We start from the raw sequence: 20,797 nt of genomic DNA, 5'->3' as shown, positions 1-20,797 counted from the left end.
CGATGGCGGCGCCCGCAGTCGAACCTCGGTGCGCGTCGGTTCACGCACCGGGTGCGCGGCACGCCGAATGCCGGCCCCGCGTGGATTCGCTATGATTTCCACAATGACCGAGCGCCACCCCCTGACGATCCTGTTCGCCGATGTCTCCGGCAGCACGCGGCTGTTCGAGACGCGCGGCGACGAGGTCGCGCGCCGCATCGTCGCCAACGTGCTGCTCGCGCTGGCCGAGGTCTCGGCGCGCCACGGCGGCCGCGTCGTCAAGACGATCGGCGACGAGATCATGTGCACGTTCCCGGCGCCCCTGAACGGGCTGCTCGCCGCGACCGACATGCACCGGCGCATCAAATCCGATCCGGAATTCCAGCGCGACAACCTCGCGATCCGCATCGGCCTGCACCACGGCGACGCGCTGGTCGAGAACGGCGACGTGTTCGGCGACGCGGTCAACACCGCCGCGCGCATGGCCGACAAGAGCCTCGCGCGCCGTGACCAGATCGTCGCGACCGCGAGCACCGTCAACGGCGTGACCAACACGACCGGGCTGCGCGTGCGCCCGCTCGGCAGCGCGTGGGTGCTCGGCAAGCAGGCGCCGATCGAGATCGTCGACGTGCTGTGGCAGGAAGACGTCGCGCACGTGACGACCGTGCAGCGGGTGATGACCGCGATCGACGCAGCGCCGCCGGATCGCCCGCGCCTGATCCTGCGCTTCAAGAGCCAGGTATTCGAAGTCGACGAGGGCACGCCGTTCTCGATCGGCCGCGATCCCGCCAGCAGCCTCGTCGTCGAGACCGAATGGGTCTCGCGCAACCACGCCCTGATCGAGTGGAAGCGCGGCTATTTCATGCTCGCCGACCGCTCGACCAATGGCAGCTGGCTGAAGATCGGCGACGACGACGAGTTGTTCGTGCACCGCGACGAAACCCACCTGCGGCGTAGCGGCACGATCAGCCTCGGCCAGGCGCACCAGGTCGACGACGCCGACCTGATCTGGTTCCAGTGCGGCGGCGAGTGAGCCGTCGCCGGGGAAACCTTCGGGGCATGCCGGCATTCCCGCGAGCGGCATCATTGCCGCGCAGGCGCCTGCGGGAGCGACGCGATTCGCCTCAGGCCGCGTCGAACCCGTTGCCGAAGATCTGGTCGTAGCCCGTCGGGGGCAGGTCGCTGCCCTGGAAGATGCCGAGCGGCGCATAGCCCGAGTAACCGGGGAACGCGTAGTAGATGTTCGGATTGCCCATGCGGCGGATCAGCGCCTCGGAAATCACCCGGCGGTAGTCCGTCGTCACCGCGACGTCGGTGCCCTCGTACAGCTGCGCGGTCGCGAGTCCCGGGAAGGTGCCGTAGACGTGCGCGCCGTTCACCGTGCCGCCGAGCACCGTGATCACGTTGCCGTAGCCGTGGTCGGTGCCGCCATCGGCATTCTCGAGCACGCGCCGGCCGAACTCGCTGACCACGATCACGCTGACGCGCTGCATGAGGTTGCCCTGCGCGGCGGTCGAAAGGTCGGTGTAGAACGCCGACAGGCCCTGCGAGAGGCTTTCCACCTGGTTGCCGAACCAGTCGTAGCTCTGCGTCGGGTTGCCCTGGCCGACGTGCGTGTCCCAGTTGCCGAGGTCGATGGTGACCGCGCGCAGCCCGAGGTTGAGCTTGATCATCTGCGCGACATTGCGCAGCTGGGCGCCGAAACCACTGTTGTAGGCCAGCGTGTAGTTGGCGCCGCCGGTCGGCTGGTAGCCGTTCGGGTGGTTCGTCGCGTCCCAGGGATTGAAGTCGATCGGTCGCAACAGCGCGAGTGAATCGAGCGTCTCGCGGCCGGCGCGTTCGAGCTGTGTCGTGCTGCCGCTCCACAGCGCATTCATGCGGCCGACCGCACCGACGATACCGTGCGCGGCATCGTCGTCCTGCCACGACCAGTGGAACGTGTCGAGGCGGAAGTCCGAACCGCTGTTCATCGTGATCGCGTCGCTGCTGCCGAGCAGGCTGCTGGCGGTGATGCTGCCCATCGACACGGCCGGCAGCGGCACGTTCGCGGGCAGGCCGCCGCTGACGAGGTGGCGCGTAAGCCAGCCGATGCCGTTGCCGCTGCCGCCACCGACGCCGAACTCGAGATTGGACTGCGCTTCGAAATGGCTGCGCACGACCGGGTTCGGCTGCATCTGTCCGGCCGCGACGACGAACGCGGCGTGGCCGGCCTGGTAGAGCGCATGCAAACCCGTCGCACGCGGATGCAGCGCCCACGTGGTGTTGGCGAGCGCGAGCGCGGCGCCCGCGCCCGATACCGGTACGCGCGTATTCGTGCGCGCAGCCTCGTAGTCGGCGCGATACGGGCTCGACGCGCCGGGCGGCAACAGGCTGAGGCCATCCATCGCGCCGCGCAGGAACACGACCACGAGCGTGTCTTCGGTCGCCGCCGCCGGCAGCAGGTCCGGCGGTGCGAACCAGGCGCGGGCGCGGCTGCCCGGACCCGCGGCGAGCGCGGTGACGCAGCATCCCTTGAGGAAATCGCGGCGATTGAATGCATTCATGGCGATCGACCCCTCAGCGGCGCAGGAATTCGGGTGAGCACAGGAGCATGCCGATCGCGACGCGCAGGCGCGCGATCGTGTAATGCCTGGACAGCGTGTTCGGCGGGTTGAGGTGCCAGACGCCGACATGTTGCGGCTGGCCGTTGCTGGTCGAATCGGTCACGAGGTCGAGCGGATCGGCCGCCGCGGCTTCCTGGCGGAAGAAGTCGAGCACGACGCCGAAGGTCGGCTGTGGCCGGTAGCCGAGGATGCGGTCGCACCAATAGCCGATGATCTTCGCCGCGGTGCGATCGGCCGGGTCGGGGAACGCGGCGAGCGTCTGGCCCTGGATGTCGACGATGAAGGGATACGCGTTGTTGTAGCTCTCCGTCTCGTGCATCTCGAGCAGGCGTGGCAGCAGCTTGAGCGTGAGGCCGAGCGCGCCCGTGCTCGACCACGCGCTGATCGTGTCGGGATAGCCGTTAGGCGCGGGCCAGTAGAACAGGCGTTGCCCGGCCGCCTGCATCCGGCCGAGAAGTTCCTCGGTGGGCGTGTAGGTCGACGTGTTGTCCGGTACCGGCACGAAGCCGGACATCGTCGCACGCAGCGCGCTGACGACGCTGCGCGCGGGGCTTTTCATCTTCGTGCCCCAGCCGGTCTTGAACTCGTTGGAGTGCAGGATGAAGGCAACCACCTGCGCGATCTGGTCGGGGGCCTGCCATTGCTGGTGGAACAGGTTGGCCGCGGCCTGCACCAGCGAGTCGGGGACGACGTCGCCGATGAAGCGGCGGCACAGCTTGCCGGCGATGAAATGCGCGGTACCCGGATGCTGCGCGAGCATGTCGAACAGCCGGGTGCCGTCGCCCTGGGCCTGGTACGGGGCGAAATAGCGCGCGAGCACGTGCTTCGGTGCCTGGTCGTGGCGGGTGTCGTCGTAGGCGAACGTGCCGGGTGCCGCACCGCCGACCGGTCCCCACCAGTTCGATCCCGAGATCGTCCAGCCGGTCAACGCGCGGGCGGCCTCGTAAACGTCGTCGTCGACGTAGCGCAGGCGTTCCTCCTCGCCGTCCCACGCGGTGAAGTGGCCGAGCGCGTTCATGTTGTTGAAGCTGTCGGGGTTGGCGACGATGCCCGCATAGTTCTCCGCGCCGAGCGTGTGCAACTCCATCAGTTCGCGCGCGTAGTTTTCATTCGGATGGCCCGACACGCTGCCGTACAGGTCGAGCATGTACATCATCGCCGCCGACTGGCAGGTCGCCTGCAGCATCGCGCGGAAATTGCCGAACACGTTGGGGCGGATCGCATCGCGGTCGAACGGCGGGAACAGCGGCCCGCCGTCGTAGTCCCAGCCGAACACGCTGAAATGGTCGTGCCAGAACGAAACCATGACCTCGAACAGCTGGCGCTTGCTGTGCAGCTGGCGGATCAGCGTCGCGCACTCGGTCTCGGCGATCGGCAGCATGCGCTGGAAGTAGTTGCTGCTCGCCTCGCGCGCAGCCCACAGTTGCTCGGGCGTCCTGGAGAGCGTGGTGAAGCCGGCGTTCGCGAGCAGGGCGTCGCAGACGGCGTCGTTGATCGTTGCCGGTGACAGCTGCTGGTCGACCCAGGCCTGCCAGCGCGCCTCGTCGGTGCTGCCGAGCGCGTTGAACGCGATGGCGTCCACGATCGAGTAGCCGAAGGTCGCGCGCGTGAGCCAGCGCACCGAGGCCGGCGGTGGCGTGAGCGCATCGGGACTCGCGGGCAGGTCGTCGAATATGCCGTCGCGACCCGGGCGGCGACGCGACAGGTTCGGGTCGGTCGGTGGAGCGACCGCGGCGAAGACGGCGTCGAACAGGCGGCGGCGCGCGGCGTGGAACGCGGCACTCGCAGGGGCAGCGGCCATGGAACGGGCTCCGGAAGCGCGAGGAGGGTGCGCGATTGTGGTCCGGACGCGCCGCCGCGGCTGTGACCGCGCGCGCGCTTCAGGCGGGTGGCCGCGTGCCGGCCGGTTTCAGACGACGAGCGGTTCCGCTTCGAGTTCTACGCCGAAGCGTCCGAGCACGCCCGCTCGCACGCGCTCGGCCAGCGCCCAGAGTTCGGCGCCGCTCGCATGGCCGTGATTGACGAGCACGAGCGCGTGGCGGTCGGACACGCCCGCGTCGCCCTCGCGCAGCCCCTTGTAGCCGCATGTCTCGATGAGCCACGCGGCGGAAAGCTTGTACAGGTCCCCGGCCGGCCAGGCCGGCAGCGTCGGATGCTCGCGTTGCAACGCCTCGGCCCGGGCCGGGTCGACGAGGGGATTCTTGAAGAAGCTGCCGGCATTGCCGAGCAGGGCGGGGTTGGGCAGCTTGCGCGTGCGGATGCGCGCGATCGCCTCCGCCACGGCGGGCGCGCGAGGTTCTTCGATGCCCATCGCGGCGAGTTCCTCGCGCACGCCGGCGTAGTCGAGGCGCAGCGGCCGCTCGCGCACGAGCTCGAATTCCACTGCGGTCACGACGTAACGGTCGCGCTCGCGCTTGAAGATCGAATCGCGATAGCCGAAGGCGCAGTCGGCCTTGGCGATCCGCACGAGTTGTCCCGCGCGGCGGTCCCAGGCTTCGACCGCGACGATGAACTCGCGCACTTCGGTGCCGTAGGCGCCGATGTTCTGGATCGGCGCCGCGCCGACCGTGCCGGGGATGAGGATGAGGTTCTCCAGGCCGACGTAGCCGCGCGCGAGCGACCAGCGCACGAAGTCGTTCCACGGCTCGCCCGCCTCGACGCGTACGTGCGCGCGGCCGCCCTCGTCGCCGAGCACGCGCACGCCGTGTGCGGCGATCGCGAGCACGACCCCGGGCCAGTCGCGCGTGAACAGGATGTTGCTGCCTTCGCCGAGCACGAGCAGGGGCTGCGCGCGCAGCGCCGCATAGCCGAACAGTTCGCCGAGCGCGGCCGGCTTGCGCACGTCGACGAGCATCTGCGCGCGGGCGGCGACATGGAACGTGTTGCGGCCGAGCAGCGAGGCGTTCTCGACGATCGTGTAGCCGTTGCCTTCGGCGATCGCGGCACCCGTGCGATGGACGCTCATGCGCCGTTCCCCCGGCGAATCGCCTCGACGCACTCGGCGACGAGGGCCGGACCCCGGTAGACCATGCCGCTGTAGAACTGCACGAGCGTGGCGCCGGCCGAGATCTTCGCCGCGGCATCCGCGCCGCGCAGGATGCCACCGACCCCGACCAGCGGGACGGTATCGCCGAGTCGCGCGTGCATGCCGCGCAGCACCTCGGTCGAGCGCCCGAACAGCGGCGCGCCCGACAGGCCGCCGGCTTCCTCGGCGTGGCGGTGGCCGGCGACCGCGCCGTGGTCGATCGTCGTGTTGGTGCAGATGACGCCGTCGATGCGCGCGGCGCGCAGCACGTCGGCGATCGCGTCGAGTTCGGCCTCGGCGAGGTCCGGCGCGATCTTCAGCAGCATCGGCTTGCGCCGGCCGTGCTGTGCGCCGAGGCGCTCCTGCGCCTCGCGCAGGGTGCCGATGAAGCGCTTGAGCGTTTCCTCTTCCTGCAGGTCGCGCAGGCCCTGGGTGTTCGGAGAGGAGATGTTCACGGTGACGTAGCTCGCGCGCGCGTACACGCGCTCGAGGCAGTGCAGGTAGTCGTCGATCGCGCGTTCGTTCGGCGTGTCCTTGTTCCTGCCGATGTTGATGCCGAGCACGCCCGTGTATCGCGCACGCTCGACGTTGCGCACCAGCGCGTCGACGCCGTCGTTGTTGAAGCCGAGGCGGTTGATGACGGCTTCGTGCTCCGGCAGGCGGAACATGCGCGGCTTCGGGTTGCCGGCCTGGGGCCGCGGCGTCGTCGTGCCGACCTCGATGTAGCCGAAGCCGAGCGCGGCGAGCGCATCGACGTGCGTGCCGTTCTTGTCGAGCCCCGCGGCGAGGCCGACCGGGTTGCCGAAGCGAAGGCCGAACGCGTCGACCGGCAGCGGCTGCGGCTTGCCCGCGAGCAGCGGGTTCGTTCCGGTGCGCCAGGCGGCCTCGATCGCCGCGAGGGCGAGGTCGTGCGCGCGCTCCGCATCGAGGCAGAACAGGAACGGACGGGCCAACGCGTACACGCCGGAAGTACTCAATGCCAATGCGAGCCGAAGAACGCGAGACCGCCGAAGAACAGCATGATCGCGATGAATGCGAGCGCGAACAGGGCGAGGTGGATCCAGCCGAGCACGAGGCCGGCGATCGCCATGCCGTCGCCTTCGATCGACCCGGGCGGTGCGCGGCGGATTTCGCCGCGCGCGAGGTGGCCGCAGATCACCGCGGCGATCGCCCCGATGAAGGGCAGGCCGACCCAGCAGACGATGCCGAACACGAGACTGAGGACCGCCGTCGTACTCGTACGCGATGGAGTGCTGTTCATGCGCGGAAAAACCGGGAATGCGGCGCGCGGGTGGCGCCGGTGCGCAAGAGTAGTCACTCGCGCGCGGCGGTTCAACGCGCCGCGCGCGCGGGCGTCAATGCGCCGCGGGATCCTGCGGCGGGGCAGGGAACTGCACGACCGGGCCCGCCGGCCGTACGCCGGGCGGCAGCGCGGCGGGCGCCTCCTTGCCGGCCGGGCCGAGCGCCTGCACGAACGCGTACAAGGCCTCGAGGTCGGCATCGCTCATCGCGTTGACCGCCCAGTACGGCATCGGCGGGCGCGCCTTGAACGAATGCGCATACTGCTTGAACGACGCGAGGTCCATCGTCGCGAAGCGCAGGCGCAGGTTCGGCGCATAGGTCGTACCCCATTCGCCCGACCAGCCGAGCTCGTCGCCGGTCAGCCATTGCGATTCGGGGACCTGGCCGCCGCTCGCGGCGAAGCCGGGGGTGTGGCAGTCGTTGCAGCCGCCGATCAGGGCGACGTAGCGGCCGTGCTGCACGAGATCCTCGCGCGACGCGGCGGTGAGCGTGGCGACGGCGGCGCCCGCACCGATCACGGCGGCGAGGGCGAAGACGAGTCTGTTCATCGGACGTCCTGGCGGCGCGGCGGGGTGGCGCGCCTTCGTACGTCTCAATACGGCTGCGGGGCGCGATTCCTATCAGGCCCGCCGTCGGCTCGACTGGCCGAAGGCGCCGGATCCCGGCTTTGGCCGGGACGGCGCCGTCATCGGGAACCGCGTTCGCGCGATGCCGGTCAGAACTCGAACTTGATGCCCTGCGCGAGCGGCAGCGCGTCCGAATAGTTGATCGTGTTGGTCTGGCGGCGCATATAGGCACGCCACGCGTCGGAGCCGGACTCGCGGCCACCACCGGTTTCCTTCTCGCCGCCGAACGCACCGCCGATCTCGGCGCCCGAGGTGCCGATGTTGACGTTGGCGATGCCGCAGTCGGAACCCGCCGCGCCGAGGAACGCTTCGGCCGCCTTGAGGTTCTGCGTGAAGATCGCCGACGACAGGCCCTGCGGCACCGCGTTCTGCATCGCGATCGCCTCGTCAAGCGCGCGGAACTTCATCACGTAGAGGATCGGCGCGAAGGTTTCGTGCTGGACGATCGCGGCGTCGTTGGACAGGCCGGTGATGATCGTCGGCAGCACGAAGTTGCCCTTGCCCTCGATCGCGGCGCCGCCGGTCTCGACCTTGCCGCCGGCTGCCTTCGCCTGCGCGATCGCGTCGAGGTAGGCCTGCACCGCGTCGCGGCTGTTGAGCGGGCCCATGAGGTTCTTCGGGTCGGTCGGGTCACCGATCTTCTTCTCCACCTGCTTGTACGCGGCAACGAGCTTGGCGAGCACGTCGTCGTGGATCGACTCGTGCACGAACAGGCGGCGCGTGGTCGTGCAGCGCTGGCCGGCGGTGCCGACCGCGCCGAACACGATCGCGGGGATCGCGAGCTTCAGGTCCGCGGTCTCGTCGACGATGATCGCGTTGTTGCCGCCGAGCTCGAGCAGCGAACGGCCCATGCGCTGCGCGACGCGCTCGCCGACGATGCGGCCGATGCGCGTCGAGCCGGTGAAGCTGATCAGCGGCACGCGCTTGTCGTCGACGAAGGTCGAGGCGAGCTCGGTGCCGGCGTCGTTGAACAGGAAGAACAGGTCGGGGAAGCCGCCCGCCTTCAGCGCGTCGTTGCAGATCTTCATCGCCGCGATCGCCGACAGCGGCGTCTTCGGCGACGGCTTCCAGATCGAGATGTCGCCGCACACGGCCGCGATGAAGCTGTTCCAGGCCCACACCGCGACCGGGAAGTTGAAGGCGGAAATGATGCCGACGAGGCCGAGCGGGTGCCACTGCTCGTACATGCGATGGCCCGGGCGCTCCGAGTGCATCGTCAGGCCGTAGAGCTGGCGCGACAGGCCGACCGCGAAGTCGCCGATGTCGATCATCTCCTGCACTTCGCCGTCGCCTTCGGGCTTGGACTTGCCCATCTCGAGCGCGACGAGCGAGCCAAGCGCGTCCTTGTGCGTGCGCAGCGCGTCGCTGCACAGGCGGATCGCCTCGCCGCGGCGCGGCGCGGGCGTCACGCGCCAGGTCGCGAACGCAGCCTGCGCGCGCCTGATGATCGTCTCGTAGTCGCTCGCGTTGGCCGAATGCACCTCGGCGATCACCTCGTTCGTGCTCGGGTTGATCGACTGCAGCAGGCCGGCGTCGGTCGTCTTCGACCATTCGCCGTGGCCGAGGTAGGTACCCGAATTGACGGGGTCGAGGCCGAGGGACTTGAGGATCTGCGCGGACATGGAGGCTCCAGGTGAGGCGGGACGCGCCGGGGCGCGCGAAACCGGCGATTGTAGCAGGACGGGGCCGGCGCCGTCGGCCGTTCCGAGGCAGGCCGAGGCCGATCAGCCGAACTGGAACGCGGATACGGGTTTGCCGAACACGCGGTCGTTGAACGTGCGCCGGCCGTGGTCGCCGCCACCGGCGCCCGCGACCACCATGAGCGGCAGCAGGTGCTCGGCACGCGGATGGCAGGCGAGCGCCGCGGGCATGCTCTTCCACGCGGTCAGTCGCTTCTCGCGGGCGCGCGCGTCGGTGTCTTCCACCGCTTGCGCCAGTGCGGCATCGAACTGCTCCGCGCCGCCGACGACGCGCGGATCGTCGGCGAAGAACTCGCGCAGGTTGTGGTAGCTCATGCCGCTGCCGACGACGAGCACGCCTTCGTCGCGCAGCGGCGCGAGCGCGCGACCGATCGCGAGGTGCGCTGCGGGATCGAGGCCGCCCTGCAGCGAGAGCTGCACGACCGGGATGTCCGCGTCCGGCCAGGCGAGCAGGAACGGCACGAACACGCCGTGGTCGTAGCCTCGTGTCGCATCCTCGTCCGATTCGATGCCGGCGTCGGCGAGCAGGCGGCGCACGCGCGAGGCGAGTGCCGGCGAGCCGGGCGCCGGATAGGACAGGCGATAGGTGTGTGGCGGAAAGCCATGGTAGTCGAACAGCATGCCGGGATTCGCGCCGCTGTTGACGGTCGGGCGCGCCGCCTCCCAGTGCGCGGAGACGACGAGGATCGCCGACGGCTTCGCGCCGATCGAAGCGGCGAGGCCGCGCAGGTAGGCGGCCATGCCGTCCCAGGCGTGCGGCGCCTGCGGCGGCGGATCCATGAAGAAGCAGGGGCCGCCGCCGTGCGGGAGGTAGACGGTCGGCAGGCGTCGAGCGGTATTCATCGCGGGCAGTCCCGTGTGCATGCTGGCCATATGGAGGCGCGCCACACCGGCCGCAAGCGCACGGTAGGCCGCATCCGGGCGAGCCGCTACAATGCGCGGGCCACACGGCCCCGTAGCTCAGCTGGATAGAGCGCGCCCCTCCTAAGGGCGAGGTCGCCCGTTCGAATCGGGCCGGGGTCGCCATCCATGCGCGCGCGAGGTTCCATCCGGCCGCGCGGCGGCACCGCAACGGAACCACTCGCGCATGCTCCACGGAAACCGAATCGTCGTCGTCATGCCCGCGTACCACGCGGAAAAGACGCTCGCGGCCTGCTACGCGGCGATTCCGCACGACATCGTCGACGGCGTGCTGCTGGTCGACGACGCGAGCGACGATGCGACCGTCGCGGTGGCCGAGTCGCTCGGCATCCGCACGCATCGCCATCCGGCCAACCGCGGCTACGGCGGCAACCAGAAGACCTGTTATGCGCTCGCGCTCGAAGAGGGCGCGGACATCGTCGTCATGCTGCACCCGGACTACCAGTACGAGCCGAAGCTGATCACGGCGATGGCCGCGATGATCGCCTCGGGCGTGTACGACGTCGTGGTCGGCTCGCGCATCCTCGGCAACACCGCGATCGCGGGCGGCATGCCCTTGTACAAGTACGTGTTCAACCGCGCGCTCACCGCGGTCGAGAACCTCGTGATCGGCTCCAAGCTGTCGGAATTCCATTCCGGTTACCGCGCGTTCTCGCGCAAGGTGCTCGAAACCCTGCCGCTCGCGACCAATTCCGACGACTTCGTGTTCGACAACCAGATGCTCGTGCAGGCGCACGCGTTCGGCCATCGCATCGGCGAGATCTCCTGCCCGACGAAGTACTTCCCCGAAGCGAGCGAGATCAATTTCCGCCGCTCGGTCGTCTACGGCTTCGGCGTGCTCGGCACCGCGCTGGAATACCGGCTGTGGAAATGGGGGCTGCGTCGCTCGCCGCTGTTCTCGCGCGAGCCCGGCGACCGCCTGCAGCCGGCGAGGGCGCGCTGACCTTGGCTGCGGCGCGGCGCGGCCATCCCGCAGCGGCGTGGCCGTGGTGGCTGCTCGCCGGCCTCGCGCTCGCCGCCGGAGTGTGGTTGCGCGCGTCCCAGCTGCGCACGCAGATGCTGTTCGACGACGAGTGGCATGCGGTACGCATGCTGATCCGCTCGGACATGGCGGGCATCGCCGGCCATTTCGGTTTCGCCGACTACTGCATTCCGCTCACGCTGTACTACCGCTGGCTGTACGAGCACGCGATGCTCGACGAATGGGCGATGCACCTGCCGCTGCTGCTCGCCGGCTGCGCCCTGCTGCCCGTCGCGCCGTGGCTGCTGCGCGCCTCGCTCGCGCCGGCGACGCGCGCGACGTGGGTCGCGCTGCTCGCAGTGTCGCCGCCACTGGTCTACTTCAGCCGCACGGCGCGCCCTTATGCGCTGCTTGCGTTGTGCGGCGTCGTCGCGATCGCGGCATTCCGCAACTGGTACGAGCGGCGCGGCTCACCGCGCACATGGGCGTGCCTTTACGTCGTGGCGACCTTCGTCGCCGGGTGGGCGCATCTGCTCTCGCTCGTCTTCACGCTCTGGCCATTCGCCTGGCATGGCCTCGGTGCGCTGCGTGGCTGCCTCGATCGCGCGACGCGACCCGCGGCCGCGCGCCGGCTCGCCTCGCTGGCCGGGCTCGGGGTGGCCACCGTGCTGCCGCTCGCGCTCGTGCTCGCGCCGCCGCTGCTCGGTGACTGGGCGTCGATGGCGGCCAAGGCGGGCACGAATACGGTCAGCGTGGAGAGCGTCTTCCGCACCTTCCTCATGCAGTTCGGCCTCGCCGACGCCCGGGCCGCGGCGCCGGTGGCCGCGTTGTTCGCGTTCGGTGCCTGGCGCCTGTGGCGGCGCGAGCGCGCGCTCGTCGCGCTCGTGCTGTCGGGATGCGTCGTCGGCGCGATCGTCGTCTGCGCCGCGCGGCCGGCGTGGATCCAGCACGCGCCGGTCCTCGTGCGCTACGCGGCACCGGTGCTGCCGTTCCTGCTGCTGTTCCTCGCCGAAGGCATCGCGGGCCTCGCCGGCAAGCTGCGCGTGCCGGCATTCGCGGCGCTCGCCGCCGGCATCGCCGTCGCTATCCTCGCCTGGCGCGGACCGTTGCCGCAGTGGTACTACACGCCGAACCAGTTCATGGGCCACGCGCTGTTCCAGTTCGACTACGCGGCGGACGCGAATCCCTACGTGACCGAACTCGAACTCGGCCCCGTATCGGCGTTCTACCGCGACCTCGCCCGGCGCCCCGCGGGCAGCGTCACGCTGATCGAAGCGCCCGGCCTGCTCGAGTCGAACTACGTCCCCGATCCGTGGCTGCAGCAGATCCACCGGCAGAACGTGAAGCACGCGCTTGCCGCGCCCGTATGCGGTTCGGGTGAAGGTTGGGACGAGTACCCATACACCGCGACGGGCGACCGCTTCACGCGCGTCGCGCGCCTCGCCGAACTCCTCGATGGCGCGACCTGGGGCGGCGACTACCTCGTGCTGCGGCTCACGCCGTGGACGCTGCCGCCCGGCGCGCGGTTCCCATGGCCGGTGGCGTGGCCGGACATGCCGGCCTGCATCGCCAAGGTCGAAGGGATCCTCGGCGCGCCGGTATTCCGCGACGAGACGATCGTCGTGTTCGACTTGCACGGGACGCGGCGTCGATGAGCGTGTTCGCGGGCGCGTTAAACATGAAGAACGCGGGGCATACGAAGAAGGGAGCCGATGAAAAGGCTTTTACCCGGCTAGCTCCGTGTGCTTCGTGTTTCAAGCTTCCTTTTCTTGTGTCGTCGCAACCCGTGCCGGACGCGGGTTCGTTCCCGATCGGACGATGAGGCTCAAGGGGGCGCGCCCTCGCTGGCAGGCGTGAAAGGGACCGCCGGCGCCTCGTGCAGGGTGCGGCGCCAGGCCGCGAGTCTTGCTTCGATGCTCGCGCTCGTCGCGATCTGCGGTTCGGAGTGCAGGATCGGTTCGGCACCGGCGTCGGCATCGTCCTTCGAAGCGGCCTTGGCGTCCTTCTGATCGGCCGTCTCCCAGGCATCGACCGACGCGCGCGCGAGGTCGAACGCCTCGCGCAAAGACGTCGTCCTGTTCAGCGCCTCGGCCAGGAAGGCCTTGCCGAAATAGGTGATGTCGGAATCGGCGCCGCAACCGAACGAGGTGCGGTCGGCGCGCGCCGAGGTGAGCACCATCGTCGAGTCGTCGCGCAGGGCGTCGATGTACCCGCCGGAATAGCACGCGTTGACGACGATGACCTTCCAGCGCATCGCCGGCGTGGTCTTGAGCGCGTCGGCGATGTCCTCCGGGCCGATCTGGTTGAGCGGCAGCGGGTCGAGGTCGACGAGGAGCTGGTGGTCGTCCGAGCCGTGCGTGGTGATGTAGAGCAGGAGCACGTCCTCCGCGGGATCCATCGTGCGCGCAACCGCGGCGAGCGTGCGCTGCAGGTTGGTCCAGCTCGCGAGCGGCCGCGTCGTCACGGTCGCCGCATGGTTTTCCAGCACCACGGTGCGGCCTTCGGCGCCGAAGCGGCGGGCGAACAGGGTCTCCACGTACTCGGCTTCGTTGCGGAACACGTCTTCCTGCGCATCGCCTGCGAACGCGACCACGTAGAGGTCGACCTTGCCCGGCGTCTGCGGCTTCAGCTTCGCGAGTGCTGCGTCGAGCAAGGCAGGCTGCGCATACATCGCCGCTTCGGCGTCGAAGGCCGTGCTCGCGGTGGTCGTGTCGCTGCTGCCTTCGTCCGGGTCCACGGTCGCGTCGACGCCGTTGCCCGCGTCGCCACGCCCGGCCTCCCCGGCGTCCGCCTGTACCGTCGGCATCGTGCGGATCAGCGGCGACTGCGGCAGCCACCACCAGCTGGCGGCGCTGATCGCGTAGGCGAGCACGGCGCTGCCGAGCGCATGGCCGAGGCCGCGCGGCGCGAGCCAGTGCGAGAACACGAGCAGGACGAAGAACCACCAGCATCGCCCGGCCAGCTCGGCGAGCAGCGCCAGCGCGCCGTGCCCGTGCCTGGCGAGGTAAACGGCGAGTTCGCCGACCGGCCAGTGCACGACGACCGCGGTCGCGACGGTCGCGGCGAGCAGCACGCTCGCGATGCCCCATACCGCTTCGCGGCGCGCCGCGAGCACGGCGAGCAGCCATGCCGCGATGAGGGTCAGCATCGAGTCGCACAGCACGGTCAGCACGCCACCGGGCAGCAGCATCCATGGTGGCGTCGTATCGGCCATGCCGATGAGGATCGACGCGAGCAGGTACACCACGATGACGCCGACGAACACGCCGGCACCGACGGTCGTGGACGCCACGCGGGGATGGCGGAACAGGGCGGCGCGCAGGCCGTCGATCAGGATCGCGGGAAGTCGGGGCACGGCAGCAGGGAAGGTGGGGGACGAACGGCCGTACGCACGGCGCGCGCCATTATCGACGTGCGCGCGTCGCCGCACCATCCCGCGCGGCGCACGGGCTCAACGCTCGATCGCGTCGAAGTCGGCGACGCAGCGGTGCGCGCCTCCGGCAGGGCAGGTGCCTGGCTCGCGCGCGAGCAACGTCGTCTGCAGGCCGGCCGCGGCGGCGGCGTCGAGCTCCTCGACGATGTCGGAAAGGAACAGGATCGCCCCGGGCGGCTCGCCGATCGCGTTCGCGATGCGCCGGTAGGACTCGGCGTCGCGCTTGGGGCCCGTCTCGGTATCGAAATAGCCGGAGAAGCACGGCGTGAGGTCGCCTGCCTCGGTGTGCGCGAAGAACAGCCGTTGCGCCGGCACCGAACCCGACGAATAGACGTAGAGCCGCTTGCCCTCCGCCTGCCAGGCACGCAGGCGCGCGGCGACTTCGGGATAGACGTGCGCGCGGTACTCGCCGGTCGCGTAACCGTCCTTCCAGATCATTCCCTGCAGCGCCTTCAGCGCGGTCGACTTGCGATCGGCATCGATCCAGCCGACGAGCAGTTCGATGATCTCCTGGCGGCTCGCCGAGACGAGTCCTGCTTCCTTCGCCGCTTCGTGCAGCCAGTGCTGCACCTGCGCATCGTCGGCGTGCGTTTCGACGAAGGCGGGCAATCGCTCGCGCGCGTACGGGAACAACACGTCCTTGACGAAGCTGATGGAGCTCGTCGTGCCTTCGATGTCGGTGAGGATCGTCGTGATCATCGCTCGGATTCCGATGCTGCGTGTGGGAGCGGCTTCAGCCGCGATGCTCGCCGACAGGCGAGCCCCTGTTCGCGGCGGCAGCCGCCCCTAGGAGGTGTGCTCGGCCGGATGCCCGCGGGTCGCCTCGACATTCGTCGCGTACGCGCCTTCGATCGCGCGCTTCGCCGCGAGCGGCGCATCGAGCCGCGTGAAGATCATCGCGGTCTCGCCGCGGCCGGTCAGCACGACGTCGCCGTAGCCGAACAGGCGGCCCCAGGCACTCTGCCGCAGGTCGATCGTCTCGATCGAGGCGAGGCGCAATTCCGTCGTCTCGCGGCTCATGATGCCGGTCTTGCGCACGACGCGGCGGTTCGTCACGCCCTGTTCGATCGAGCGCAGGCGCAGCCATTCATACAGCGCGGCGAGCAGGGCGAGGCCGAGCGTCGGGATCGCCAGCAACAGGAACACGATGAGGCGCCATTTCGCCGTCCAGTGCAGGTCGAAGCGCGCGACCACCGTTTCGCCGGGCGCGAGCGACTCGTCGAGGTACGACATCAGGCCGTCCCGGTCGACGGATGCGGCGTCATGCGCGGGAAGCGGCCGGCGATGTCGTCGCCGGTGAATTCGGCGACCCAGCCCTCCTTGTTGGTGAACAGGCGGATCGCGATGAAGTAGGGCGATTCGCTCATGTCGAACCAGTGACGCGTGCGGTCGGGCACGCCGATGAGGTCGCCGCTCTCGCACAGTACCTCGTACACCTTGCCGTCGATGTGCAAGGTGAACTGGCCGGCGCCCGCGACGAAGAAACGCACCTCGTCTTCGCTGTGCGTGTGTTCGCTGAGGAACTTCTGGCGCAACGCGGCGCGGTCGGGATGGTCCGGCCGCAGGCTGATCACGTCGACCGACTGGTAGCCTTCCTCGCGCATGAGCCGGTCGATGTCGCTGCGGTAGGCGGCGATCACCTCGTCCTGGCTCGCGCCTGGCACGACCGGCCGGGATGCCTCCCATTGTTCGAAGCGCACACCGACCGCGGCGAGTTCGCGCGCGATCTCGGCCGGGTCGGTATGGGCCGACAGCGGTGCGTCCGCGCGGCTGTCGTCGTAGATGCGCAAGCGACTCATGGCGTGGCTCCCTTCAGGCGCAACAGGTCGAGTTCACAGTTCAGCAGGAATTCGAACGCCTCGAGGTGGCGCCGCGTTTCCGCCATGTCCTTGCCCCATGTGTAGATGCCGTGGCCATCGATCAAGTAGCCGTGCAATGGCTTTCCGGCGTCGAGCCAGGCATCGACGCGCGCGACGAGCTCGGGCATCTCCTGCGTGTTCGGGAACACCGGTAGATCCAGCACGCTCGCGTGCGTGGTGTAGCCCGCGATCGCCTTCTGCAATTCCCAGCCCTCGAAGCGCACGACACCGCGCGGCGCGAACAGGCGCGACGCGACCGACTGCGCGCGCGAGTGCGTGTGGAGCACCGCACCGGCGGCGGGAAAGCGGCGGTAGACCTGGGTGTGCAACGCGGTTTCGGCAGACGGGCGCGCCTCGGTGCCAACCGGGTGGCCGTCGAGGTCGACCACCATGATGTCGTCGATGCCGAGACGCCCCTTGTCGCGCCCGGAAATCGTCACGGCCGCGTGCCCGGCGTCGAGGCGCATGGAGAAATTGCTGCTCGTCGCGGGCGTCCAGCCGAGGGCGCCGAGCTCCCGCCCGGCGTCGGCGATCTCTTGCGCGCAGCGCTCCAGGCGGCTGCGATCGATGGGGGAGGAATTGATGGCGCGACTCCAGGCAACCCGCAGGGACAGTTGCGCCTACTATACCGAAGCGGCGCGCCGGCCCGACTTCACTTCCGGGTCATCGGCGATCCGCTACCGTTCACGCGGCGCGATGCGGCAAAGCGGCGCAGCAACATGCTTGCCGGCGCGCGTCGCGCTAAGCTGAACAGGTCGGGCGCGGGCGCGTCCGGGCAGTACCCAGGCAAACGCAAACCAAGAGGAGTGGATCATGTCGGACCCAGCCGAAAGCCAGGCCAGACGCCGTTTCCTTAAGATCGCCGTCGTCGGCGCCGCGGTCGCGCCGGTCGCCGCGGGCCTGTTGCCGCGCATGGCGGCAGCACAGGACTCGGCGCCGCACCTCGATCCGAACGATCCGACGGCAAAGGCGCTCGCCTACACCGAGGACGCCAACACCGCCAAGGGCAACCCGGTCTACAAGGAGGGTTCGGCCTGCCACAACTGCAACTTCTACAAGGGCCACACCGAAATGACCTACGGCCCCTGCGACCTGTTCCCGAGCAAGGTCGTCAGCGCCAAGGGGTGGTGCGCGAGCTGGACCAAGAAAGTCTGATCCAGCATCAGGTGTATCGTCGCTCCCGACCGACGCCGGGAGCGTACGCCTGCTGCGGAGAGTCTCGGCATCTGAGATCGCGGCTGCGACAATCGCGCTCCGTCACCCCATGCGGATCCGCGCGTGTCCTCCTTTCCTTCGATCGACTTGATCCTCGCCGGCCTGGCCGGCTTCATCGCGGGCCTGCTCGCGGCCTGGCCCGCCGTGCGCTCGCGCATCGCCCGCGCGCATGCGGATGGCCGTGCCAGTCGCGACGCCGAGATCGCGACGCTCGGTGGCCAGCGTGATGCCGAGGCGCGGCGCGCGGAGGAATTCGCCGCGCGCATCCAGCGCTACGAGCACGAGTGGACGCAGGCAGAGCAGAACCTGCGCAAGGTGACCGCGCACGCAGCGGCGCAGCAGGCGCAGGCCGAGCGGCTCGCGCGCGATCTCGCCGATGCACGCCGTGCACGCGACGAGGCGCAGGCCCAGCTCGTCGACCTCACCGGCCGCCACGCGGCGCTCGAAGCCGGTTCGGCGGCGCAGGCGCACGCGGCCGCCGAGAAGCTGCAACTGCTCGAGCAGGCCGAGGTGCGCCTGCGCGAGGCGTTCCAGAATCTTGCCCAGGGCATCCTCGACGACAAGGCCGAACGCCTGCGCGAGCAGAGCGGCCAACAGCTGTCCGGCCTGCTCGATCCGTTCAGGGAACAGCTCAAGCAGTTCCGCGAGACGGTGGAGCAGCGTCATGCGAGCGACCAGCGCGAGCGCGGCATGCTGGCACAGGAGATCCAGAGCCTGCGCCAGCTCAACCAGCGCATCAGCGAGGACGCGCTGAATCTCACGCGCGCGCTGAAGGGCGATACGCGCGCACAGGGTGCGTGGGGCGAACTCGTGCTCGAACGCGTGCTCGAGGCGTCCGGTCTCGCCGAGGGGCGCGAATTCGAGTTGCAGGTGGTGATGGCCGACGAAGACGGCGGCCGGCCGCGCCCGGACGTCATCGTGCACCTGCCCGAACGCAAGGACCTCGTCATCGATGCCAAGGTCTCGCTGACCGCCTACGAGCGCATGCAGTCGGCGACCGACGAGGGCGAACGCGACGCGCTGCTGCGCGAACACGTCGCGTCGGTGAAACGTCACGTCGATTCGCTGTCGAAGAAGAAGTACGACAGCATCCCCGGCCTGCACACGCTCGACTTCGTGCTGCTGTTCGTGCCGATCGAAGCCGCGCTCATCGAGGCGGTTCGTGCCGACGACACGCTCTACACCTATGCGCTCGCGCGGAACATCTCTCTCGTCTGCCCGAGCACCCTGCTCGCGACCCTGCGCACGGTGTCGCACCTGTGGCGGCTCGAGGACCGCAACGCCAATGCGATGGAGATCGCCAAGCGCGCCGGCGCGCTGCACGACAGCTTCGTCATGCTCATGAGCGAGCTGCAGGGCATCGGTGACGCGCTAGCGCGCGCGCAGGCATTGCACGAAGGTGCACTCAAGCGGATCGGCAGTGGCCGCGGCCATCTCCTCGGCCGCGTCGACCAGTTGCGCCGCCTCGGCGCGGACGCGCGCAAGCAGCTCTCCCTGCTGCCCGACGAGGCAAAGTCCGAATCCGAGGCCGACGAGAACGCCGACGACGCGTAGGCAAGGCGGCGACGCGGCGGCATGCAACGCGAGGCGGGCTCCTCTTGGCCCGCGAGTCCGCCGCCCGGCAGGGTGGGATGCAGCGGCGCGAAAACGCTGGATGGTCGAAACACCGCGTCCGCGAGGCTCGCCGCGAACCCCCGCCGCATCAACGGCGCAAACGACTGTGGCGGAATCCGTAGGCGAAGTAGATCACGAAGCCGATCACCGTCCACACGCCCATCAGGGTCCAGTTGTACCAGTTCTCCCAATACAACAGCGTGAAGCAGCTCAGCACGCCGAGCACGCAGGTGACCGGCGCCCACGGCACGCGGAACGTGCGCGGGAGGTCGGGCTGCGTCTTGCGCAGGATCAGCACGCCGATGCAGACCGCGACGAACGCGATCAGCGTGCCCATCGAGACGAGGTCGCCGAGCACGTCGAGCGGAAACACCGCGGCGAGCGCGGCGATGCCGATGCCGGTGATCACGGTGTTGATGTGCGGCGTGCGGTAGCGCGGGTGGATCTTCGCGAACACCGGCGGCAGCAGGCCGTCGCGTCCCATGATCATGAAGATGCGCGGCTGCGCGATGACCATGACCAGGATCACCGACGACAGGCCGATCAGCGCGCCGATCTCGACCAGCCAGCGCAGCGCGCCGAGCTGGGGATGCGCCTTGATCGCGGTGACCACCGGTTCGCTCGTGCCGAGCTGGTCGTACGGCAGCAGGCCGGTCAGCACCGCGGCCATGCCGATGTAGAGCACGGTGCACACCGCGAGCGAGGCGATCGTGCCGAACGGCAGGTCGCGCTGCGGGTTCTTCGCTTCCTGCGCCGCGGTCGAGGTCGCTTCGAAACCGATGTAGGAGAAGAAGACGAGCGTCGCGCCGCGCATGATGCCGGCCCAGCCGTACTTCTCCGGTCCCTGCTGTTCGGGGATGAACGGGTGCCAGAGGTCGGGGTTGACGTAGCTCCAGCCCGCGATGATCACGATGACGATCAGCGCGACCTTGAGGATCACCATGGCGGTGTTCACGCTGCTCGACTCGCGGATGCCGATGTAGCAGAGCCAGGTCAGCGCGAGCACGATCGCGACCGCGGGCAGGTTGAAGTAGGCGCCGGTCGCGACGAGCTGGTTGTCCTTGAAAGCGAGCGGTGCATTGGTGAGCACGTCGGGCAGGTGGATGCCGACGTGGTCGAGCAGGCTCGTGAAATAGCCGGTCCAGCTCACTGCGACCGCCGATGCCGAAACGCCGTATTCGAGCACCATGTTCCAGCCGATGAACCAGGCGACGAGTTCGCCGAGCGTTGCGTACGCGTACGAATAGGAGCTGCCCGACATTGGAATCAGCGTCGCGAACTCGGCGTAACAGAGCGCGGTGAAACTGCAGCACAGCGCCGCGATGATGAACGACAGGATGATCGCGGGGCCCGCGTGTTCGGCCGCGGCCTGCCCGGTGATCACGAAGATGCCGCCGCCGATGACCGCGCCGATGCCGAGGGCGGTGAGGCCCCAGGGGCCGAGCGTGCGCTTGAGGCTCGGGCCGTCGTCGATGGCGGCGTTGCTGAAATCGGTCTTCTTCGCGAGCAGTTGGTCGAGCATGGCGGATCCGCTGTCGGGCGCTGGCAGGAAAAGGCCG

19 protein-coding genes and 1 tRNA gene are annotated in these 20,797 nt (G+C 69.3%); 6 read left to right on the top strand and 14 right to left on the bottom strand.

Annotated elements, in window-relative coordinates:
* Positions 1-103 precede the first annotated feature (103 nt).
* Positions 104-1,012 (top strand): adenylate/guanylate cyclase domain-containing protein, encoded by a 909-nt coding sequence (locus EV148_RS09720; RefSeq protein ID WP_158287417.1) that lies wholly within the window; start codon positions 104-106, stop codon positions 1,010-1,012.
* A 91-nt stretch (positions 1,013-1,103) separates the two neighbouring features.
* Here EV148_RS09720 and EV148_RS09715 read toward each other — a convergent pair whose 3' ends face one another.
* The 8 genes from EV148_RS09715 to EV148_RS09680 form a co-directional block, all read right to left on the bottom strand.
* Positions 1,104-2,522, bottom strand: a complete 1,419-nt coding sequence (locus tag EV148_RS09715) for a DUF1501 domain-containing protein (RefSeq protein ID WP_158287422.1) — start codon at positions 2,520-2,522, stop codon at positions 1,104-1,106.
* A 13-nt stretch (positions 2,523-2,535) separates the two neighbouring features.
* Positions 2,536-4,383 carry a DUF1800 domain-containing protein gene (locus tag EV148_RS09710; protein ID WP_131997224.1) on the bottom strand — a complete coding sequence of 616 codons (1,848 nt, stop codon included), beginning with the start codon at positions 4,381-4,383 and terminating at the stop codon, positions 2,536-2,538.
* A gap of 108 nt (positions 4,384-4,491) precedes the next feature.
* Complete coding sequence (murB, locus tag EV148_RS09705) at positions 4,492-5,547, bottom strand: UDP-N-acetylmuramate dehydrogenase (protein WP_131997221.1); 1,056 nt, start codon at positions 5,545-5,547, stop codon at positions 4,492-4,494.
* Complete coding sequence (locus tag EV148_RS09700) at positions 5,544-6,569, bottom strand: quinone-dependent dihydroorotate dehydrogenase (protein ID WP_131997474.1); 1,026 nt, start codon at positions 6,567-6,569, stop codon at positions 5,544-5,546. Before EV148_RS09700 ends, murB begins: the two co-directional genes overlap by 4 nt.
* A gap of 11 nt (positions 6,570-6,580) precedes the next feature.
* Complete coding sequence (locus EV148_RS09695; RefSeq protein ID WP_131997218.1) at positions 6,581-6,868, bottom strand: DUF4190 domain-containing protein; 288 nt, start codon at positions 6,866-6,868, stop codon at positions 6,581-6,583.
* A 94-nt stretch (positions 6,869-6,962) separates the two neighbouring features.
* Positions 6,963-7,457, bottom strand: coding sequence for a cytochrome C (locus EV148_RS09690; RefSeq protein ID WP_131997215.1), 495 nt, complete (start codon positions 7,455-7,457; stop codon positions 6,963-6,965).
* A gap of 167 nt (positions 7,458-7,624) precedes the next feature.
* A complete protein-coding gene (gene amaB / locus EV148_RS09685; protein ID WP_131997212.1) occupies positions 7,625-9,157 on the bottom strand; it encodes an L-piperidine-6-carboxylate dehydrogenase in 1,533 nt (510 codons plus the stop codon).
* A 102-nt stretch (positions 9,158-9,259) separates the two neighbouring features.
* Positions 9,260-10,078, bottom strand: coding sequence for a DODA-type extradiol aromatic ring-opening family dioxygenase (locus tag EV148_RS09680; protein WP_131997209.1), 819 nt, complete (start codon positions 10,076-10,078; stop codon positions 9,260-9,262).
* A 106-nt stretch (positions 10,079-10,184) separates the two neighbouring features.
* Here EV148_RS09680 and EV148_RS09675 point away from each other — a divergent pair.
* The 3 genes from EV148_RS09675 to EV148_RS09665 all read left to right on the top strand — a co-directional run bounded on the left by EV148_RS09675 (position 10,185) and on the right by EV148_RS09665 (position 12,772).
* Positions 10,185-10,261 (top strand) — tRNA-Arg (locus EV148_RS09675).
* A gap of 61 nt (positions 10,262-10,322) precedes the next feature.
* Positions 10,323-11,099, top strand: a complete 777-nt coding sequence (locus tag EV148_RS09670; RefSeq protein ID WP_131997206.1) for a glycosyltransferase family 2 protein — start codon at positions 10,323-10,325, stop codon at positions 11,097-11,099.
* Positions 11,100-11,101: 2 nt separating this feature from the next.
* Positions 11,102-12,772 (top strand): hypothetical protein, encoded by a 1,671-nt coding sequence (locus EV148_RS09665; protein ID WP_131997203.1) that lies wholly within the window; start codon positions 11,102-11,104, stop codon positions 12,770-12,772.
* 170 nt (positions 12,773-12,942) lie between these two features.
* Here EV148_RS09665 and EV148_RS18910 read toward each other — a convergent pair whose 3' ends face one another.
* From EV148_RS18910 to EV148_RS09640, 5 genes are all read right to left on the bottom strand, one after another.
* Positions 12,943-14,472: a C13 family peptidase gene (locus tag EV148_RS18910; protein WP_241988040.1), complete on the bottom strand. Its 1,530-nt coding sequence runs from the start codon at positions 14,470-14,472 to the stop codon at positions 12,943-12,945.
* Between the two features lie 96 nt (positions 14,473-14,568).
* Entirely contained in the window at positions 14,569-15,249 is a 681-nt protein-coding gene (mtnC, locus tag EV148_RS09655) for an acireductone synthase (RefSeq protein ID WP_131997200.1), read from the bottom strand.
* Positions 15,250-15,336: 87 nt separating this feature from the next.
* Positions 15,337-15,783 carry a PH domain-containing protein gene (locus EV148_RS09650; RefSeq protein ID WP_131997197.1) on the bottom strand — a complete coding sequence of 149 codons (447 nt, stop codon included), beginning with the start codon at positions 15,781-15,783 and terminating at the stop codon, positions 15,337-15,339.
* Positions 15,783-16,349, bottom strand: coding sequence for a 1,2-dihydroxy-3-keto-5-methylthiopentene dioxygenase (locus EV148_RS09645; protein ID WP_131997194.1), 567 nt, complete (start codon positions 16,347-16,349; stop codon positions 15,783-15,785). The genes EV148_RS09650 and EV148_RS09645 overlap by 1 nt, the downstream gene beginning before the upstream one ends.
* Positions 16,346-16,993: a methylthioribulose 1-phosphate dehydratase gene (locus EV148_RS09640; RefSeq protein ID WP_131997191.1), complete on the bottom strand. Its 648-nt coding sequence runs from the start codon at positions 16,991-16,993 to the stop codon at positions 16,346-16,348. Before EV148_RS09640 ends, EV148_RS09645 begins: the two co-directional genes overlap by 4 nt.
* 229 nt (positions 16,994-17,222) lie before the next feature.
* On the opposite strand from EV148_RS09640, the gene EV148_RS09635 reads away from it, so the two are divergent.
* Both EV148_RS09635 and EV148_RS09630 read left to right on the top strand, forming a co-directional pair.
* Positions 17,223-17,564: a high-potential iron-sulfur protein gene (locus tag EV148_RS09635; RefSeq protein ID WP_131997188.1), complete on the top strand. Its 342-nt coding sequence runs from the start codon at positions 17,223-17,225 to the stop codon at positions 17,562-17,564.
* 123 nt (positions 17,565-17,687) lie between these two features.
* Positions 17,688-19,178 (top strand): DNA recombination protein RmuC, encoded by a 1,491-nt coding sequence (locus EV148_RS09630; protein ID WP_131997185.1) that lies wholly within the window; start codon positions 17,688-17,690, stop codon positions 19,176-19,178.
* 148 nt (positions 19,179-19,326) lie between these two features.
* Here EV148_RS09630 and EV148_RS09625 read toward each other — a convergent pair whose 3' ends face one another.
* Positions 19,327-20,760 (bottom strand): amino acid permease, encoded by a 1,434-nt coding sequence (locus tag EV148_RS09625; protein WP_131997182.1) that lies wholly within the window; start codon positions 20,758-20,760, stop codon positions 19,327-19,329.
* Positions 20,761-20,797: the final 37 nt, after the last annotated feature.

The organism is Dokdonella fugitiva, assembly GCF_004342425.1.
In the GTDB taxonomy this organism is placed as follows: domain Bacteria; phylum Pseudomonadota; class Gammaproteobacteria; order Xanthomonadales; family Rhodanobacteraceae; genus Dokdonella_A; species Dokdonella_A fugitiva.
This window is presented reverse-complemented; position numbering and strand designations above follow the sequence as displayed.

What these genes read in the sequence shown, in the direction of transcription:
- EV148_RS09720 (WP_158287417.1), top strand. Translation starts at nt 104, where the DNA reads ATGACCGAGCGCCACCCCCTGACGATCCTGTTCGCCGATGTCTCCGGC.
- EV148_RS09715 (WP_158287422.1), bottom strand. Translation starts at nt 2,522, where the DNA reads ATGAATGCATTCAATCGCCGCGATTTCCTCAAGGGATGCTGCGTCACC.
- EV148_RS09710 (WP_131997224.1), bottom strand. Translation starts at nt 4,383, where the DNA reads ATGGCCGCTGCCCCTGCGAGTGCCGCGTTCCACGCCGCGCGCCGCCGC.
- murB (WP_131997221.1), bottom strand. Translation starts at nt 5,547, where the DNA reads ATGAGCGTCCATCGCACGGGTGCCGCGATCGCCGAAGGCAACGGCTAC.
- EV148_RS09695 (WP_131997218.1), bottom strand. Translation starts at nt 6,868, where the DNA reads ATGAACAGCACTCCATCGCGTACGAGTACGACGGCGGTCCTCAGTCTC.
- EV148_RS09690 (WP_131997215.1), bottom strand. Translation starts at nt 7,457, where the DNA reads ATGAACAGACTCGTCTTCGCCCTCGCCGCCGTGATCGGTGCGGGCGCC.
- amaB (WP_131997212.1), bottom strand. Translation starts at nt 9,157, where the DNA reads ATGTCCGCGCAGATCCTCAAGTCCCTCGGCCTCGACCCCGTCAATTCG.
- EV148_RS09680 (WP_131997209.1), bottom strand. Translation starts at nt 10,078, where the DNA reads ATGAATACCGCTCGACGCCTGCCGACCGTCTACCTCCCGCACGGCGGC.
- EV148_RS09670 (WP_131997206.1), top strand. Translation starts at nt 10,323, where the DNA reads ATGCTCCACGGAAACCGAATCGTCGTCGTCATGCCCGCGTACCACGCG.
- mtnC (WP_131997200.1), bottom strand. Translation starts at nt 15,249, where the DNA reads ATGATCACGACGATCCTCACCGACATCGAAGGCACGACGAGCTCCATC.
- EV148_RS09650 (WP_131997197.1), bottom strand. Translation starts at nt 15,783, where the DNA reads ATGTCGTACCTCGACGAGTCGCTCGCGCCCGGCGAAACGGTGGTCGCG.
- EV148_RS09645 (WP_131997194.1), bottom strand. Translation starts at nt 16,349, where the DNA reads ATGAGTCGCTTGCGCATCTACGACGACAGCCGCGCGGACGCACCGCTG.
- EV148_RS09635 (WP_131997188.1), top strand. Translation starts at nt 17,223, where the DNA reads ATGTCGGACCCAGCCGAAAGCCAGGCCAGACGCCGTTTCCTTAAGATC.
- EV148_RS09625 (WP_131997182.1), bottom strand. Translation starts at nt 20,760, where the DNA reads ATGCTCGACCAACTGCTCGCGAAGAAGACCGATTTCAGCAACGCCGCC.